Below are 18,811 nucleotides of genomic sequence, written 5' to 3'. Positions count from 1 at the left end.
TCCCCCTCTAAAATTAATTTATTCTATATCCTTGTATTTAAAAAATATTGAATAAGCCTTAATGCTACTGTTTTTCTATAAACAGCTGTGGATCTTTGATCATCAATAGGAACTATTTCTTTGAAATAAATATTACGTATTTTTTCCATCTCAGATTTTATATCCTCTAGATTTTTTTCTTTTATAAAATCTTCTGCCGCTCTTACTCTGACTACCTTAGGAGCCACTGAACCTATTGCAATTCTTATGTCTTTTACTTTTCCAGACTTTACTTCTGCAAGACCAATAAAAGAAAGTTTTGATATAGCAGAAGCCTTTCTAGCTCCAACTTTTTCATAATATACTTTATTGAATTCTGCTTTTGGTATGATTATGCTTTTTAAAATTTCAGTTCTTTCAAGGATAATTTTCCTTGGTCCTAATATAAAATCTTCTATATGAACTTCTCTTGATGAATTTTCACTAACCAATTTAAGCTTCGCACCTAATGCATATAGTATAGGCAAGGTATCCCCAGCCGGAGACGCATTACATATATTTCCTCCAATAGTGCCCATATTTCTTATAGCTGGTGATGCTATTTGTCTTATTGACTCTTTTAACACTTCTGGAATCCCTTTTTCTCGTAAAAGTGATGATAGAGTGCAGGCTGTTCCTATTTCTAAGCTGTCATCCGACTCTTTAATTCCTTTTAGTTCTTTTAAGTTTCCTATATATAACAAGTCGTTATTAAATTTAGGGAGAAGTGATGCGGCATTTTTGTTCCTAACCATTAGGTCAGTTCCTCCGGCATAAATAGTTACGTCTTTTTCATTTAATATTTTTAATGCCTCATCAAAATCTTTTGGTAAATATCCACCTACCATAATCCATCACCTCTTTTAGATGCCATAAGTATTGCATTAATTATCATGTTGTATCCTGTACATCTGCATAAATTCCCTGAAATACCATCTCTGACATCATCTTCTGTTGGCTTTGGAATTTTAGATAAAAGTGCATGTGCAGCCATTATCATTCCTGGTGTACAAAAACCACATTGTACAGCCCCTGCTTCTGCAAAGCATTTTTCCAAAACGTCAAATTGTTTTGTCCCTTTTAATCCCTCAACCGTTATAATCTCTTTTCCTTGTACAGAGCCAATTGTTACTAAACAAGAATTAATCAACTCCTTATCTATAATTACAGAGCAAGCACCGCATTCCCCTTCACCACAGCCTTCCTTTGGACCTGTTATACCCAAATCTTCTCGAAGGAAATCTAAAAGTCTCTTTATAGAATTCTCTTCTGTGGTTATTGTTTTATTATTTATATTTAATGTGATTGTATTACTCATTTACTATCGCCTCCATTATCCATTCCGGAGTCACAGGCAATCTATTCACTTTTACTCCTAGTGCATTTTCTATTGCATTTGCATAGGCTGGCGCAGTTCCTACTAAAGTTAGCTCCCCAGCTCCCTTAGCTCCGAATGGGCCAAGCTCACATGGATTATCTACTAATTCATTTTTAATGTTTACAACATCCTTTGCAGTTGGGATAATATAGTCAGTTATGCTATGTTGCCTAACTTTTCCCACCTGGTCACATTCCATGTTTTCGCAAGAACCATACCCAAGGCCTTGTATAACTCCCCCTTGTATTTGTCCTTCCATTATAGTTTCATCAATTGGAATTCCGATATCAAAAACTGTATATATCCCAGTTACTTCAGTAACAGCTGTTATCGTATTAATCTCAACTTCTACAACATTTATTCCCCATGAATAACTTGGATAAGCATCACCATTAAATTTCGTTATATTCCAAGGTATTAAATCTGGGTGTTTATAATTTTCTTCTATTATTTGTTCTTTTCCATCAACCCAATTTTCTTTTAGTCTTAAAGCAGCTCTTTCAAGCAATTTTCCCACTACCATAATTGATCTTGAAGCTACAGTCGGCCCAGAATCTGGAACTCTATCTGTATCTGGATTTTCATAAATTATATCTTGATAATTCCTATCAAGAACCTTTGCTACAATTTTCTTAAATGTTGTTTGTAAGCCTTGTCCCATATCTGTGTTAGATACTAGAATCTCAATAACTCCACTTTCATATTTTAATAACTTTACCTTGGCTTTAATAAAATCTCTCTCTCCACTTCCTGTAAACCCGCATCCATGTAGAAATATTGACATTCCTATTCCCTTTCTCATAATCCCTTGCTCGCTTGAATACTTTTTATATTTTCTGCTAAAATCACTTATTTTTTCAGCTTTTTCTAACATTTCTTCAAGCTTCACATCATAAGTAAACTTTCCGCCAGTACAAGTATCATCACCGGTTTTTACAAAATACTTATTCTTTAACTCTAAAGGAGCGAATCCTAATTCTTTAGCTATATGAGCCATATGTGTTTCAATTCCAAATATACTTTGTGGACCACCGAAACCTCTAAATGCTCCAGTAGGCACAGTATTTGTTTTTACTACACGCCCCTTAACTCTGATATTAGGTATGTTATAAACCCCTATCGCACATAATAAAGCCCTTTGGAGAACTACACTAGAAACAGTCGCATATGCCCCACCATTCAATATAATATCTACATCCATCCCAATTATTTTGTTATTTTCATCAAGAAGCGTTTTGTATTTCAGTAAAGCTGGATGCCTCTTAGTTGTAAATGCCATATCCTCAACTCTATCTAAAATTAACCTAACTGGCTTTTTAGCTTTATAAGCTGCCACTGCAACCTGTGCTCCGAGTAGAGAAGGATAATCTTCTTTACCGCCAAAGCCACCTCCAGTTGTAGTTTGTACAATTCTTACTTTATCTTCGTTAAATCCTAATGCTTGAACAACAGCACCTTTGACGTAATATGGGCATTGCATAGTTCCATATACCGAAACCTTGTCATCTTCATAATCTCCAACTAATCCTTGAGTTTCTAAGTAAGCCTGTTCTTGATATCCTGTATAAAATTCTTCTTCTATTACCTTTATAGATTTTTTAATTGCATCCTCTATATTGCCTTTTTCGTATTCATATTTATCAAACGATTCCGTAGAATCTCTCATGTCAAAAACAGGATTACCCTCTTCATATTCAACCTTAATATCATTTAAAATACTTATGACTTCTTCAAGATCGGGCCCTAACACTAAAAGGATAGGTTCTCCTATATAATTAACTTCTTTATCCGAAAAAACTGGCATGTCATTTTGAATTATCTTAACCTTGTTTAAGCCAGGAACATCTTTTCCTTCAACTATATAATAGCCATCTTTTAACTCAGGAATAAAAATTCCTTTTATAACAGCCTTTGATTTTTCTGAACGAAGAGTCTTAGCATATAAACTATTTTTAAATTTAATATCTGCAATGTATTTAGCACTTCCGTCCACCTTAATTTTATGATCAGCTTTTATAACTGATTTTCTTATACTATCCATAATCTTTCCTCCATCTCATAAGGAGCTAAAATTAAAATACGTTTTTGATTGCTTTCTTTGAACATTTAGATTCACATAATCCACATCCAAAACATTTACTCTTGTCCATTTCTACTTTTTCATTTTTACTACTAATTGCAAAGTATGGACATATATTTTCGCATAATTTGCAGTTAACACATTTATCGTAATCAATAGAAGGATAAATAGGATCATACTTTACATTACCAGTTTGTAATTCAGTATTTAATACTTCTTCAACAGAGCTAAATCCATACTTTTCTAAAGCACTTGGAAGATCTTCAACTATCTTTTCATACAAATCCTTTCCTTTAAGCATAGCAGCAGACAGCATTTGAACTGCATTTGCTCCAGCTAGTAAAAATTCTATTACGTCTTCTGCTGAAGCTATTCCGCCTACACCAATTACTTCACATTGTGGAAGGGCTTTCTTAATTTTGTTGATAAGTGCTAAAGCTATTGGTTTTATTGCTGGCCCTGAAGTCCACACTTCTCCTTCTTTATTCCCTATTAATACTTTTCTTGATGCTACATCTATTTTCATAGTTGGTCCTAAAGAATTAATCGCTACAACTCCATTGCCACCATTTTCTATAACCATTTTCGCAAATCCTACTGGATCAGGTATGTGTGGACTCATTTTCATATAAACTGGCTTTTTCGTATACTTTCTTATAGTCATTAATGTTTCTTGTATTGCTGATAAATCTTTTCCTACGTAATGAGTTGATATCTCAAAAGCATCAGCATACTTATCTAGCTTTGGAATTAAGTTTTCCATGTCCTCTTTTGAATACCCTACACTTATAAATAATGGTTTATTTATCTCTGCCTTTATTTCTGGTAGAAATTTATCTAACCATACTTCTGGATCATATTCTGACCATAACTCAGCATTCATAACAAAGTCCCGTCCACCATATATACATGGTCTAACCACTTCTGCCCCTTTGCTAGATATTGTTTTTGTAACAATTCCTCCGACTCCAAAGTCAGATATTATTTTCATTTTTTCGCTATCTCCAACTAATGGGCCTGATGCAGGCATTAGAGGATTTTCTAAATTTATTCCACTTAAACTTGTACTCAAATTCATATATTATTTCTCCTTACACTTTTCCCAAATCTCACGTGCTATTTGAGTTGATTCTTTATATATTTTTTCTTCATCATGCAATACCTTATAATCTTTTAATCTAATTTCACCATTGCACCAAACATTTTTAGGTTTAAAATTATCTAACATTCCATAAAAAAAATGACCAAATAAATTATTTTCTGTTATTGGCGTAGGTGCATTATATTCTAAAGTTAGAAAATCTGCTTCGTATCCTTCTTCAATTTTTCCAAGCTTACAGCCTAAAATGTTACTTGCATACTCGTAGTTGTTTTCTATAATCTTCTTAATGTTCCCTAAAGCATATGCTGTAGGATTCTTATACTTCAAGTGCATTCCAAACATTAAATTAATCATGTCTCTAGTTAAATTAAATCCAAGCCCATCATTACCTAAAAGACATTTTATTTCCCTCTTCTCAAGTTCCAATACATCTGCTAAACCCACCGCATTATTAAAATTGGAAGTAGGATTTAATGCTACATAAACCTTATACTTTTTTAAAATATCCATATCATTTTCACTTAAATAGATACAATGTGATAAAATCGAGTTTTCTCTAAGCAATCCATGTTCCTCTAATCTTTCGATAGGTGTTTTTTTAAATTTCTCAATACTTTCTATATTATCCTCATCACTTTCACCAACATGAATGTGTATCGGCATTCCTTTACTTCTATCTGCTATTTTCTTCAATGACTCATCACTTAATGTCAAACATGCATGCATTCCAAATAATCCACTTGTCATAGTTGAATGAATTTTACTAAACTCTATGTTTTCTTCGATACATTCATCTATTGGGAATCTATCGCTACTTTCGAAACAAAATACTCCTCGGATTCCTATATAATCACATAAAGCCCTTTTTAATAAATTTAAGCTACCTCTTATTTTTCTCCCACTAGCGTGATGATCTACTACTGTAGTTACTCCATTTCTTATAAATTCAATTCCACTAACAAGAGCACTATAATAAACATCTTTTTCATCAAGAACCTTATCTAATTTCCACCACATTTGCTCTAGTAAATCTACAAAACTTTTAGGATCAAATTCGGTAATCCATCCTCTAGCAAAGGTTGAATAGATATGGCTATGGCAATTTACAAGTCCAGGCATTAATATTTGATCATCACAATCATATACTTCATCTGCTCCCTTAAAGTTTTCCATGGAACCCACTTCAATTATTTGTTTATCAAATAACACATAAGATTTTTCTTTTAATGAATCAAAATTAAATATATTAACATTTATTAATGCTTTAATCATACTTGTAACCTCCTTGGTAAATACTCACCTTGTCCACCTATAAATTCACCTTCACTAACTACAATCTTTCCTTTAGATATAGTTGCACTTATTTCACCTTTCAAAATTTCATCATGATAAACAGAATTAGCATCGACTATTTTAGTTGTCTTATTTGGGTCAAAAACTACTATATCTCCATCACTACCCGGCATTATCGTTCCTTTTTTAGGATATAATCCATGAATCTTTGAAGGTTCTACTGTAAATTTAGAAATTATACTTTCTCCAAAAATAGTAAACATATTTAAAAATGAATACTTTACTCCATCTATTCCCATGGGAATTTCACTTGTATACTTCTTATTTTTTAGTCTTTTAGAAAAAGGACAGTGATCTGTACCTATTACATCAATTGCATCTATATTATTAATCATCTTTAATCTTTCTTCTTCACTTCTTAAAGGTGGTGTCATAGTATATAAATATCCATCTTCTCTTTCATATAATGAAGAATTAAATTTAAAATAATGAGGTGCACTTTCTAATATTACTGTTGAATGTAATTCATTTGAATAAATATCCTTTAACCTTTCAAGAGTAGTTCCACAATTAGTATGAACAATATATAAAAGACCATCTCTATATCTTGCCATTTCAGTTAATTTTAGAACTTCTGTAATTTCTGAAAGCACTGGTCTTGCTTTTTCGTGATCTTTTACAAAAATATTTTTCTCTCTTATCATGTCATTATTTTCTGCATGAACTAATACTCTAGTTTTTGTTTTCTTTGAATGTTTTAGTAATTCATCTATGTAATAATCCTTTGTTTGTCTATTAGTTGATGAGTATGTTGTAAATAATTTTATAGTTGGCATACCAAGTAAAGAACTTTTGTTTAGGAGTTCTTTAACATCTCCATCTGGATTTCCAAGTGTCACATGAAAACCATAATCAACAACACTTTTTTTTGCTAGCTCATATCTTTTATTAAAAGCTTCATCTAACTGACTAACATCATCAATTGGATCTAAGAAATCTATAAATGTTGTTACCCCTCCTATAGCTGCCTTTTTTGAACCTTCAAAAAAATCATCAATTGAAACATTTTCTCCAACACCTAAATTAAAATGTACATGTGCATCTATGAATCCTGGTAAAACCATTTTTCCTTTAGCATCATATTTTTCTCTACACTCTAAAATTGATGTAGATACTGTATCTATGATTCCATTTTTTATATATAAATTGCTGTATATGAAATTTCCTTCTAAATATAATCTTCCATTTAATATTCCCAAATCAAAAATAAAATCTCCCCCTTTTAGATAAGTTTAAAATTTTCTTTTCATATCTATTATCCTTTTAAGTAATAATTAGCCTATAAATTTTCCATATACTTAATATAGTTTTCTAAATTTGAATTCTAAATTTTTATATTATACTTATCTAAAATTTTTCTTATTTTAGCCTTATTAGAATTTTTTGAGTAATAAAAACAAAAAGAGGCCTTACTTCTGATTTTGAAATAAGACCTCTTTGTCTATACTTAACTTTTATTAAATTTTTTTATTTTTATTAAATATTATATATCGTCCTTCTCTAATAAGTCAATAATATTGAAAATAATTTATTATTATAATTATTTTTTAATATTATTTTTCACATTTTCGTAATCTTCCATAGTATCAACATCCAACAATATTCCTTTATCATTTATATTAAGGTACGAGCACTGCTTCTTACTCAAATATTTTTTTAAATTAGAGTCATCAGGTTCTTGTAATATTTCTCTTATTAGATTTCTACCTAATAAAATCGGATGTCCGCCTCTCATATTAAAGCTTGGTATAACTATTTCCTTCTCTTCACTTAGTAATTTCTTTATTATATCTTTATTTATTAACGGATAATCTCCAGGAGTAAGTAAGAATTTTGATGCCGTAACATATCGTATTCCCTTTTTTACAGAACTAAACATTCCCTTATGAAATTCATCATTATATACTACTTTTGCCTTTGTATAATTTTCTACCAATCTATTTATCTTCTCATGCTTATACCCACTAACTACTATTATATTATTACAGTTATCATATAAAGCCTCTATGCATCTCTGTAAGATTGGCTTATTATTAATTTCAAGTTCCATTTTAAAAGCATTAGCTCTACTTGAATATCCCGCTGCTAGTATAACTCCATCTACATCCATCATTCTTCGACCCTCTTCATCTAATATGTATCATTCTTAACATATTAATAATATAATGAAAGTTCATTCTAAGTTTCTCACTTTATAATAGCTCCATAGTTGCCAGGAGAGTAATTTTCATTTTCTACAACAATATTTCCATTTACAATTACATATGATATTCCTTCTGGATATTGCTCAGGTTCAATAAATGTACCTTTATCTATTATCTTATCTTTATCGAATATTACTATATCAGCTTTAAATCCGACATCAAGACATCCTCTATCCTTTATTCCCATTGTGACCGCAGATTTACTAGTCATTTTATGTATTGCTTCTTCCAATGTTAAAGCCTTAAGCTCTCTAACATATCGACCTAATGCTCTTGGAAAAGCCCCATATACCCTTGGATGAGGTTTTCCCCCAAGCAAACCATCAGTGCAAAAATTTTGTTCAGGCATTTTCATAAATTGGATTACATGTTCTTCTGATCCGTAATAATCAATCATTCCAACTGCATTTTCTTCTTCTATTAATAAATCTAACGTTGCTTCTATCGGATCTTGATTCCTTATTTCCCCTAGCTCTTTTAAGTTTTTCCCTATAATCTCTTTATTCTTATATGTTTTTACTGAAGTAATATATATTCCATCTATACCTGCAAATTCAACAAAGTTATCCCAATTACAATTTGTTTCATATATTTCATTAATAATCTTTTGTCTTAACTCTTTTGATTTTATTCTTTCCAGCATTTTATTAGTTCCACCACTGTGAACCCATGGCGGGATTATAACACTAAGCATCGTACTTCCAGCATCATATGGGTATTGATCAAAAGATATCTTTACTCCTTCTTTTTGTGCTTCTTCTATAAGAGAAACTATATCATCTATTTTATGCCAATTATTTTTCCCACAAATTTTAAAATGAGAAAAATGTATTTTAACACCGCTTTCTTTACCAATCCTAATTATTTCTTTCATTGAATCAATAATTTCGTTTGCTTCACTTCTTTGGTGTACTACAAAAATCTTATTATATTCCGCAACTACTTTGCAAAGCTCAATTAACTCTTCTGTATCACCATAAGCGCATGGAATGTATATAAGCCCTGAAGATAATCCAATAGCACCTGACTCAAGCTCTCTTCGTAAAATTAATTTCATGCTTTCTATGTCCTCTTTGCCTGCTTTATTTGAAGAAAGCCCCATTGCCTCCATTCTGATATTTCCGTGGGGCACAAGATAACATACATTAGATACTAATCCCCTATCTTCAATTGCATTAAAATAATCTTTTACTGTTTTATAATCCCACGAAATTTCATCACTGTCACCATCAAGACCGCTTAGATTTTTCCTCCAATCCTTAATGAATTTACTTGGCAGCGGGGCTATAGATACACCATCTTGTCCCAAAACCTCAGTTGTTATCCCTTGGTAAATCTTAGGCCTTATATTTTGATTACTTAAGATTTCTAAATCTGAATGACTATGTGTATCAATAAATCCTGGAGCAATAATCAAGCCACTTGCATCTAATACATAATCCATGGCTTCCTTTTTACTTTCCAAATTACCAATTTCTGCAATTGTATCATCACTTATTATTAAATCTCCACTGTATGCTGGTTTATTAGTTCCATCAACTATAGTTCCATTACTTATCATCCATTTCATTTTCTTATTCCTCTAGTCCTAATAATGTTCCCATTATTTTATAATAACCTTCAGATGCCTTAGCTAACTGCTCTATTTCAATATATTCATCAATAGTATGTGCTATATTTTCTTTTGATGGACCAAAACCTATAGTTTTTATATTAGCTTCGCCAGCATAATGACTTCCATTTGTGCAGAAGGAATAGTTAGTTATCTTTGGATTCAATCCAATATCGCATAAACCTTTGAAAGTTTTTTGTACAAATACTTCATCCTCTTTATAACACCATGCTGGAAAAAATCTCTCTCCTTCAATTACTTCCCCTGTATGACATTTCTCTGTTCCTCTAGCATAAGAGACCTTGTAATTAATATTAGATGATTCATTTTTTAATTCATCTATTAATTTTATTATTGGCTCTAAAACACCTTCTTTAGTTTCACCAACTAGTAACCTTCTATCATAGGTCGCCTTACAATAACTTGGTACAACAGATGCCCCTGGATAAGGTGATGATTTAATATCTGTAAGTTCTAGAATTCCTTTACCTAAAAAGTCATCTTCTTCATATTTAATTTCTTGAAGCTTATTAATTATTTTAGATATGCTATAAACTGCATTAACTCCTTTTTCTGGATTAGCTGAATGAGCAGGAACTCCAAAAGTTTCAACTACAATTTCAGCACGTCCACGTTGCCCTATTTTAAGATTGAGTTCAGAGGCTTCTCCTATTACCACATAATCTGGCTTTACAAGTTCGCTTATATTTCTTGCTGCGACTCCTTCGAAACATTCTTCATGAACTACTCCAGCAATATATATTTCTCCTGGGAAATCCCTGTTATTATCCTTAGCGAAAAATTCTGCTGCAATTATCATAGCTGCTAAAGAACCTTTCATATCAGACGTACCTCTTCCATAAATCTTATCTTCATCTATTTCAGCTCCAAAGGGATCATGTTTCCATTCTTCTGGATTATTTACTGGAACTGTGTCAATATGGGCATCAAAAAGTACTTTGTTACCTGGTCTGTTCCCTTTTATTTTTCCAATTATACTTCCATACTTATCTACAATAATTTCATCGAAGCCAATACTTTTCATATTCTCTTCTAAGCACCCAACTACCTCTCCTTCGTTACCTGAGTAACTTTGAATTCTAATAATATCTTGGCAAAGTTTTATTAATTTTTCTTTTCTATCCTTATCCATAAATAACCTACCCTTCTTATATTTCATTTCCGCATACATATCTATTCGTTATATTTTTCTTATCACCTAGATATATTAATCTTTCTAATCTTTCTTCAATTGTTCCTTTATCAATTTTCCATAAGTTATCATCATCTATTACTAAGGCATCAAATTCATATCCTTTTTCAAAGCTTCCAACCTTTCCGAAAAAACTTCCTCCACCTTTTGTTGCTAAATAAAAAACTTCTTGAAGTGTTAAAGATTTTTCCTCTTCCATAAAGCACTCTTTTCTTAATTTTGATATTCTAATTGCGCACGCCATTACTGAAAACATACTTAAACTTTCTCCACCAGCTATATCTGATCCAAGTCCTATTTGAACTTTTCTCTTTAATAGTTTGTTTATCGGAGATATTCCACTTGATAAATTTACATTAGAAGTTGGACAATGTGCTACTATAACATTATTTTTTACAATTGTGTCTATCTCTTCTTCTGTTAAGTGAACACAATGAGCCATTATAGTTTTCGTTTGTCCAAAGAGATTTAATTGATTATATACATCAGCATAATTTTTACATTCTGGGTGTAATTCCTTTACCCATTTAATTTCTGATAAGTTTTCTGATAGATGTGATTGGATTGGCATATTTCTATTTGTTGCGATATTACCTAACGCTTTCATTAAGTATCCTGTACAACTTGGCACAAATCTTGGCGTAATTATGGGTCTTACAAATTTATATTTTTTATTACAATTGTCCAACCACTTTATAGTCATTTTTATTGACTCTTCACTGTCTTCTCTTAATATATCAGGACAATTTCTGTCCATATTTACTTTTCCTACATATGATATTATTCCTTTTTCTTCAATTAAGCTCATTAAAATTTCCGTAGCTTCAGGGTGAATTGTTGCAAAAATAACAGCTCTTGTAGTTCCTTCAGCATATAGGTCATCAGTAAATTCCTTATAAACCTTTTTAGCATAAGATAAGTCTTGAAATTTCGCTTCTTCTGGAAAAGTATATGTTTTAAGCCATGGTAACAATTCTTTATCATATCCAATACCTTTTATAGCAAATTGAGAAGCATGAGTATGTAAATCTACAAAACCAGGAATTATAAGTTTGTTTCCATAATCATTAATCTTTATATTTTTATATCTTTCTGGTAACTCCTTATATACTCCTTCAACAAAATTTCCTTGAACTACTATATATCCATTTTCGGCTATATTAAACAATTCACTTGTTTCTGTATACACTATATTTCCTTTTAAAATTTTAATATCATTTTCGCAACCTTTCATAAATCACCCTCCTTAGTTTAATAGATATTGAAATCCCATATTTAATTTATAGATATCAAGTTTAAGAATTAGACTTATTAGATGAATATATTTACAAAGTTGCTAATACTTTAAGTTCGTATCTTCACTAAAAATCATAAATATATTTGTAACCACATGGGTCATAAGATGGAGAAAACATTTGAAAATGAGCTGTCAAAGGTTGTTAGTTTTTCAGAACAAAATATTTATGGTTTTGTTACGTTATCACATAAGTATAACTTTCAACTTGTTTATCTATAGCTTGGATACTTTCCATTCCATACTATATCTCTATAGCTTTCTTTATCTGTATTTCCTTCAGTACTGAAACAAAGGATTCTTGAATTTTCATCAAGCTTTAATTCTTCTTTTAGCCATTGTAAATCTTTATTCTCCAAAATTTCTGCAATGAGTCCAATAGTAACTGCTCCGCTTTCTCCTGAAATAATCTTTTTATCATCTTCAATAGGGTTTCCCATAATTCTCATACCTTTTGCTGTTACATAATCTGGACAAGATACATAATTATCACTATAATCACGCAGAACTTCGTATCCTATTCTACATGGTTCCCCACAAGCAAGTCCCGCCATTATTGTATCCATATCACCTTTGACAAAATGAAGTTTACCATCATTTTTCTCCGCTGTTCTATAAATGCAATCAGCCTTATTAGGTTCTACTATCGTTGTTATTGGCCTATTTTCACCATAGACACTAGCAAAAAATCCTTGAACTGCTCCTGCAAAAGCTCCAACCCCTGCTTGTAAAAAAATATGTGTTGGCATATCTTCTTTCATTTTTTGCAACTGCATATATGATTCATATGCCATTGTAGTATATCCTTGCATAATCCAATTTGGTATTTTTTCATACCCTTCCCATGCTGTATCTTGAACCATTACCCATCCATTTTTCTCAGCCAGATCATTTGAAAATCTTACAGCTTCGTCATAATTCATGTCAGTTATAGAAGCATCTGCCCCTTCGGCTCTTATATTATTTAATCTCTCTAAAGAACTGCCTTTTGGCATATAAACTACAGATTTTTGTTTCAATCTATTCGCTGTCCATGCAACTCCACGCCCGTGATTTCCATCTGTTGCAGTAATAAATGTTATATCTCCAAGTTCTTTTTTCACTTCATCAGAAGTTATTTTGTCGTATGGTAGATTGTCTATATCTTGTCCTAGTTTTTCGGCAATATAATTACCTATTGCATAACTTCCTCCAAGCACTTTAAATGCATTTAATCCAAATCTGTATGACTCATCTTTTACATATATATTACTCACACCTAAAGTACTAGCTAAATTCTTAAGCTCAGTAAGCGGAGTCATACTATAATTATGAAAACTGCTATGAAATTTTTGTGCTTTTCTTGCAACATCAATACTTAAAAAATCTAATGGTGTTTTCTTTTCATTTTTCCTCTTAAAATTAACGTTCTTAAAATTTTCAGTCATTATGATTATCCTCTCTACTCTTAATACATAAAATAAGTTACTGTTATTTTTACTTATACTTAATTTTTATGATACACCTTACTCTAACTAATTATTTAATAATAGATTAATGATAAGATACCCCTTTGCACAAATCGCCTACTCTATGTTTATTTTAATTATAAGAATAATTGTTCAATATCCAGTACCAATAAAAAAAAGCCACCACAAATAATTATGTGATGACTCCATCGTCAATATAAGTTTAATGTGACTAAATTTATTTAATGTCTGTATAATATCATTTCTTAAATAGGTTGTCAATAAATTCATAATAATTGTATTATTTTTTAGAATTGAGGAGGAGTAATGGTTGAAATAAATATTAGTTCTTCTGAACCAGTATTAATAATTTGGTGTGGAGTTGTTCCAAAATAGTAAATTGTATCACCTTCTTCGAGGGTATACTCATCTGTGCCTATTTTTATCCACATCTTTCCCTTTAAAACATAGGTTACTTCTTCTCCGGGGTGAGTTAATGGTTCACTACAAGTCATGGCTCCTGGCTCCAGCTTAGCCATAAACATTTCCAGCTGTCTATCCATATCTGGGCATAGTAGTTCATATGTCATATGAGATTCTGAGAATCTTATTTTCTTCCTTTCATTATGTCTTACTACTGGGTTTTTAACCTTATTATCTATTAAAAAGTAAAACACAGCCACTCCCAAAACTTCTGCAATTTTTCGTAGTGATGAAATTGATGGCTCTGATAAATCTCTTTCTATTTGACTTAAAAAACCAGATGTCAAATCTGTTTTTTCAGCTAATTCCTTTAGGCTCAATCCTAATTGTTGTCTTCTTTCTCTTATTTTTTCTCCAATCATATAAAATCTCTCCTAATACTAAGAACATTTTTATAGAATTCCTCTAAAATCTCCTATTATCTATTATTTTATATAAGTAATAAATAATTTCAAACCATTATTTTATTTGGAATTCTAAATTTATAAAGTATAAAAAATATTATACTATTAAATATTCATTTTTAAACTATTTTATTGTTATAATATTATATAACAATAAAATTATAACGCAAAAACTATCTTTATGTATAAATTTACTTATTAATTTTTTTCGTTGATAATAGCTAACTGTTATATCATATAAATCCTAATATCAACTATTAGCATTTAAATATGTATTACTTGTATCTTCCATAGTCATGATCTCAGTAAAAATGTTTTCTTATGACTCAAATGCGAATTTGAGCTGAGCCTACTTTATATAAACTATTATTAAATATTCGAAGCTTCGGTCGACACAAAGCTATAGAAATTAAATTCATTGCATATCTTAATTTATCTTAAATCTTTTTATTTCTAAATTTAACTTTTCTGCTAATAATTGAAGCTCGTCTGCATATTCAGTATACTTATCCATAGCCCCACTTATTTCTTCTGTTGAAGCTGTCACTTCTTCTGATACAGCTGCATTTTCTTGTGATATAGATGAAATATTTTCAATTTCTGTTACTACTCTGCACTTTTTTTTATCTATATCAGCCACAGATAGTTTTACTTCCTCAACCTTATTGATCATCCCCCCAATTGAATTAAGAATTTCATTAAATATATCATGTGTGTTGTTAACTGATAAATCTTGTTCATTTATTACCTGTTCTGTAACTTTAATAGCCTTTACAACTGTATTTGACTTTTCTTGTATATTTACTATGATATTCTTTATTTCTTCTGTTGCCGTCTTAGACTGCTCTGCAAGTTTTCTTATTTCTTCTGCTACAACAGCAAACCCTTTACCAGCTTCACCTGCACGTGCAGCCTCTATACTTGCATTTAAAGATAAAAGATTAGTTTGCTCGGTTATTTGGGATATCTTTTCAGATATTGTATTTATTATTTTAGTACTTTCATTCATGTCCTGAACTATGTCGTTAACTTCATTAGACGCAAGTTTAGTTTTATTTGATTTTTCCGCTAATATATCTACCATAGATAATCCTTTAGATCCTAACTCTTTAGTTTTTTCAGAAAGCTTATCCATTTCATAAGAATTTTTACTAATTTTATCTAGTCTATTTGATAAATCATTCATTTCTAAAACTCCATTTTGGACATTTTGTGATTGAGTTGTTGCACCTTGTGAAACATCTTCTATTGCTTTTGAAACTTCACTTATAGAGGCTGTTACTTCCTGTGACATGCTAGCCAAATTTGATGAAGTTTCTAATACTGTTTTAGATGATTTTGTAACATTCTCCATAAGCCTTGATATATTTCTTATCATCTCATTAAAAGAGTTTGATAAATCCATAAATTCATCTTTTGTATATGTGACCATAGATACTGTTAAATCTCCCTTAGAAGCCTTTTCAAATACTCCTTTTAGTTTTTTTATATTTTCCGCTATACCTCTACTTAATAATAAGGATAAAATTATTGAAATTAGACTTATAACTAAAGTTATAATTGATGTGGTAGTTAATATGGAATTCGTATCATTAATTATTTCTTTTTCATCTAATGTAGCTACTAATTTCCAGCCTGTAGCCTTATTGGTTTCATAAACTCCAAACCTCTTTACATTATTATCTTCATAAGTTACAAATCCCTTATCTTGAGTTTTTACATCTTGCCAAAATGGTTGTTTAGATGCATTATCACTACCGATTAAATCTTTATTAGGATTAACTATCATATTTTTTCCTTCAATGTCAGAAATAAAAATATATCCTGTATTTCCTATTTTCTTTGTTCCTATCTTTTCTAAAAGAGTATCAACTGAAACACTCATTGCGCAGACACCTATTACATTTCCATCCCTTTCTACGGCTTTTGCTATAGCTACAACATTTTTTCCCGTTTGAGCATCTTGAAATGGTAAAGTTATTATTACTTGATGATTACTCTCAAGCGCTTTCTTATACCAATTTTTCTCTTTTGGATTATAACCATAGGGCATTTTTTCATTGGGGTATATTTCAAATTTTCCATCTTCTGTTGCAAAATATACACTATAAATATCTCTATTACTTTCTTTTACATTCTGTAACATTGCTGCTGTAAATGAATATGCTTCCTCCTTATCAGAATTAATAAAGTTATAATTACTTGATAACATGTTAGTCATGCTGCTAAAACCATTAAAATAATTATTAATTCCATCATTCATCTCTAAAAGTGTTTGCTGACTTGTTGTCTTTAATTTTTCGGTGAGAATTAACTTAGCTTGTTTATTAGAACCATATCCAAGAATAATTAATGGTATTATACATATTCCGAACAAACTAATAACCAGCTTAGTTCTAATACTATTTAATTTTAACTTATGTAACTTCATTTTTAACCTCCTTGTATAATCTAGTTGTAACATTTGATAGAAAACTATTTATCTTTCTAACGAACATTACACCTCTTATTATTTTTAATATTCTAATTTATTACTTTGCCTACGCCCCGATAGGGAATATGCATTTCATATCTTAAATAGTTTTTTATTTAAATTCCTTAAAGGAATCTAACCAAGTTTTATATAGTCTAGTATAATACTCCTGAATAGAAGATAGATGTAAACCTCCTGGGAGGTCTTTTAGAACCTATACCCGTAAAAAAGCGTATCATTTCATCAGGTAGAATTCTATGTTTAGCTGGTTGGGTTTCCCTTCGGGAATTACCCGTGTCACAAACAAGGTTATAAGCTATCTGACAGAGTGGAAGTTCTATTCTATATCTAAAATTTAATTTAAGGAGATATATACAATGTCTAATTTTTTTTATAGTCCTGTAATAGGAATTGATGTTTCAGCTGATTTTTCATATACTGCAATACTCGCACCGAATGGTGATATTTATAAGAAGTCATTTAAAATAAAGCATGATCTCAATGGCTTCAACCACTTAGTTAATGAAATAAAAAAAGTGGAAGAAGAGTTTAACATGAAAACTGCAATTTTCATGGAGTCCACTGGCGTGTACCATTTATCTCTTTTCCACTATCTTAATAAATATTTCGATAACACATTTGTTATCAATCCACTCGTTACTAAGTCTAACAAAAATGGTGACATAAGAAAAGTGAAAAATGATAAAAAAGACGCTTTATCTATTGCAACAATAGGAAAATTTCAAAACATTAAGTTATCACAACAACTTAGCCTTGATATTTTTCTTCTGAAAAATCTTTTAAGAGAGTATTACAAAACTTACAGATACTAGCTCTACTTTTAAGAAAAAATTATCCGCTGATTTAAGAGTTATTTTTCCTGGCTATAATACTATATTTTCAGATTCAACATCTAAAAGTTCAATTGAGCTTTTAAGTCAATATCCAACGCCACAATCAATTTTAGATGCACCTAAGGAAAATATAATTAAGATTTTCCTTAATAGCTCTAAAAAGGGCATTATCTGGTCGGAAAATACATATTCCAAATTATTTAAGGTTGCTAATGAAGCTAAAATAATTGGCTTACCGTTAGACGGTTTAGCCGTCAAAATAGCCAGCTCTATAACATTAATAAAAACTATTCAATCAGAGATTGATACATTGCTACAGAAAATTAACAATTTTATACAGTCTGAAACTTTTCCTGAATCTATTAGAGCTAATATTGAACTAATTGATTCAATTCCTGGCATAGGGCAATTAACTGCTATTACTATAATAGCTGAAATAGGTGATATTGATGGTTTTCTTAAGCCCAAACATCTTGTAGCTTTCTTTGGTATTGATAGCTCAGTTAATCAATCAGGTAATTTTAAAGGCGATGATAATAAAATTTCAAAAAGAGGAACTCGAATCGGTCGAAGAGCATTATATTCTGTTGCACTAGCTTCAATCCGTAACAATCGTAATGGAGTTCCTATAAATAAAGTCCTATTAGATTATTATCAAATAAACCTTAAAGGCAAAAAGCCTAAAATCGCCTTAGTCGCTATAATGCATAAAATTATAAACTACATTTTTGCTGTTCTCCGAAATCAAACTCCGTTTGAGCAAAGAGATCCCAAAATACATAAGCAAATGTTCCTAGAAAATAACTCTTTAAACAAAGTCGCTTAATTTTATTCCAATTTCTGTAACCGTTCGTGTTTTGAAACGGTTTGTTTGCCATACTCTTTTTCCAAAAAC

At 30.7% G+C, this 18,811-nt stretch carries 13 protein-coding genes and 1 pseudogene; 1 reads left to right on the top strand and 13 read right to left on the bottom strand.

The genetic code is table 11. The annotated features are described in order from the left end of the window. Positions 1-23 precede the first annotated feature (23 nt). From F3K33_RS02745 to F3K33_RS02685, 13 genes are all read right to left on the bottom strand, one after another. Positions 24-866, bottom strand: a complete 843-nt coding sequence (locus F3K33_RS02745) for an FAD binding domain-containing protein (protein ID WP_039770372.1) — start codon at positions 864-866, stop codon at positions 24-26. Beyond that, complete coding sequence (locus F3K33_RS02740; RefSeq protein ID WP_039770374.1) at positions 860-1,336, bottom strand: (2Fe-2S)-binding protein; 477 nt, start codon at positions 1,334-1,336, stop codon at positions 860-862. Before F3K33_RS02740 ends, F3K33_RS02745 begins: the two co-directional genes overlap by 7 nt. Continuing rightward, positions 1,329-3,437 carry a xanthine dehydrogenase family protein molybdopterin-binding subunit gene (locus tag F3K33_RS02735; RefSeq protein ID WP_039770375.1) on the bottom strand — a complete coding sequence of 703 codons (2,109 nt, stop codon included), beginning with the start codon at positions 3,435-3,437 and terminating at the stop codon, positions 1,329-1,331. The genes F3K33_RS02740 and F3K33_RS02735 overlap by 8 nt, the downstream gene beginning before the upstream one ends. A 31-nt stretch (positions 3,438-3,468) precedes the next feature. After that, a complete protein-coding gene (locus F3K33_RS02730; protein WP_039770377.1) occupies positions 3,469-4,554 on the bottom strand; it encodes a 4Fe-4S binding protein in 1,086 nt (361 codons plus the stop codon). Between the two features lie 3 nt (positions 4,555-4,557). After that, positions 4,558-5,850 carry an amidohydrolase family protein gene (locus F3K33_RS02725; protein ID WP_051144792.1) on the bottom strand — a complete coding sequence of 431 codons (1,293 nt, stop codon included), beginning with the start codon at positions 5,848-5,850 and terminating at the stop codon, positions 4,558-4,560. Next, positions 5,847-7,130: an amidohydrolase family protein gene (locus tag F3K33_RS02720; RefSeq protein WP_243141296.1), complete on the bottom strand. Its 1,284-nt coding sequence runs from the start codon at positions 7,128-7,130 to the stop codon at positions 5,847-5,849. Before F3K33_RS02720 ends, F3K33_RS02725 begins: the two co-directional genes overlap by 4 nt. A gap of 341 nt (positions 7,131-7,471) precedes the next feature. Then, positions 7,472-8,044, bottom strand: coding sequence for a nucleotidyltransferase family protein (locus tag F3K33_RS02715; RefSeq protein ID WP_243141297.1), 573 nt, complete (start codon positions 8,042-8,044; stop codon positions 7,472-7,474). A 74-nt stretch (positions 8,045-8,118) separates the two neighbouring features. Beyond that, positions 8,119-9,705 (bottom strand): N-acyl-D-amino-acid deacylase family protein, encoded by a 1,587-nt coding sequence (locus F3K33_RS02710; RefSeq protein ID WP_039768176.1) that lies wholly within the window; start codon positions 9,703-9,705, stop codon positions 8,119-8,121. 4 nt (positions 9,706-9,709) lie between these two features. Continuing rightward, a complete protein-coding gene (locus tag F3K33_RS02705; protein WP_039768192.1) occupies positions 9,710-10,900 on the bottom strand; it encodes a YgeY family selenium metabolism-linked hydrolase in 1,191 nt (396 codons plus the stop codon). A gap of 16 nt (positions 10,901-10,916) precedes the next feature. Then, complete coding sequence (gene guaD / locus F3K33_RS02700; protein WP_039768179.1) at positions 10,917-12,194, bottom strand: guanine deaminase; 1,278 nt, start codon at positions 12,192-12,194, stop codon at positions 10,917-10,919. Positions 12,195-12,466: 272 nt separating this feature from the next. Further along, on the bottom strand, positions 12,467-13,681 hold the full coding sequence (dpaL, locus tag F3K33_RS02695) for a diaminopropionate ammonia-lyase (protein ID WP_039768182.1): 1,215 nt from the start codon (positions 13,679-13,681) through the stop codon (positions 12,467-12,469). 329 nt (positions 13,682-14,010) lie between these two features. Beyond that, a complete protein-coding gene (locus F3K33_RS02690) occupies positions 14,011-14,547 on the bottom strand; it encodes a type II toxin-antitoxin system RelB family anti-toxin (RefSeq protein ID WP_039768184.1) in 537 nt (178 codons plus the stop codon). A gap of 469 nt (positions 14,548-15,016) precedes the next feature. Continuing rightward, a complete protein-coding gene (locus tag F3K33_RS02685; RefSeq protein WP_039768187.1) occupies positions 15,017-17,020 on the bottom strand; it encodes a methyl-accepting chemotaxis protein in 2,004 nt (667 codons plus the stop codon). A 419-nt stretch (positions 17,021-17,439) separates the two neighbouring features. Between F3K33_RS02685 and F3K33_RS02680 the strand changes: the two are divergent. Then, positions 17,440-18,742, top strand: a pseudogene (locus F3K33_RS02680) (IS110 family RNA-guided transposase). Positions 18,743-18,811 lie beyond the last annotated feature (69 nt).

Origin of the sequence: Clostridium beijerinckii (assembly GCF_008705175.1) — a bacterium.
GTDB lineage: Bacteria > Bacillota > Clostridia > Clostridiales > Clostridiaceae > Clostridium > Clostridium beijerinckii.
The sequence above is the reverse complement of the archived record's forward strand: the minus strand, read 5'-3'. Positions and strand labels throughout refer to the sequence as shown.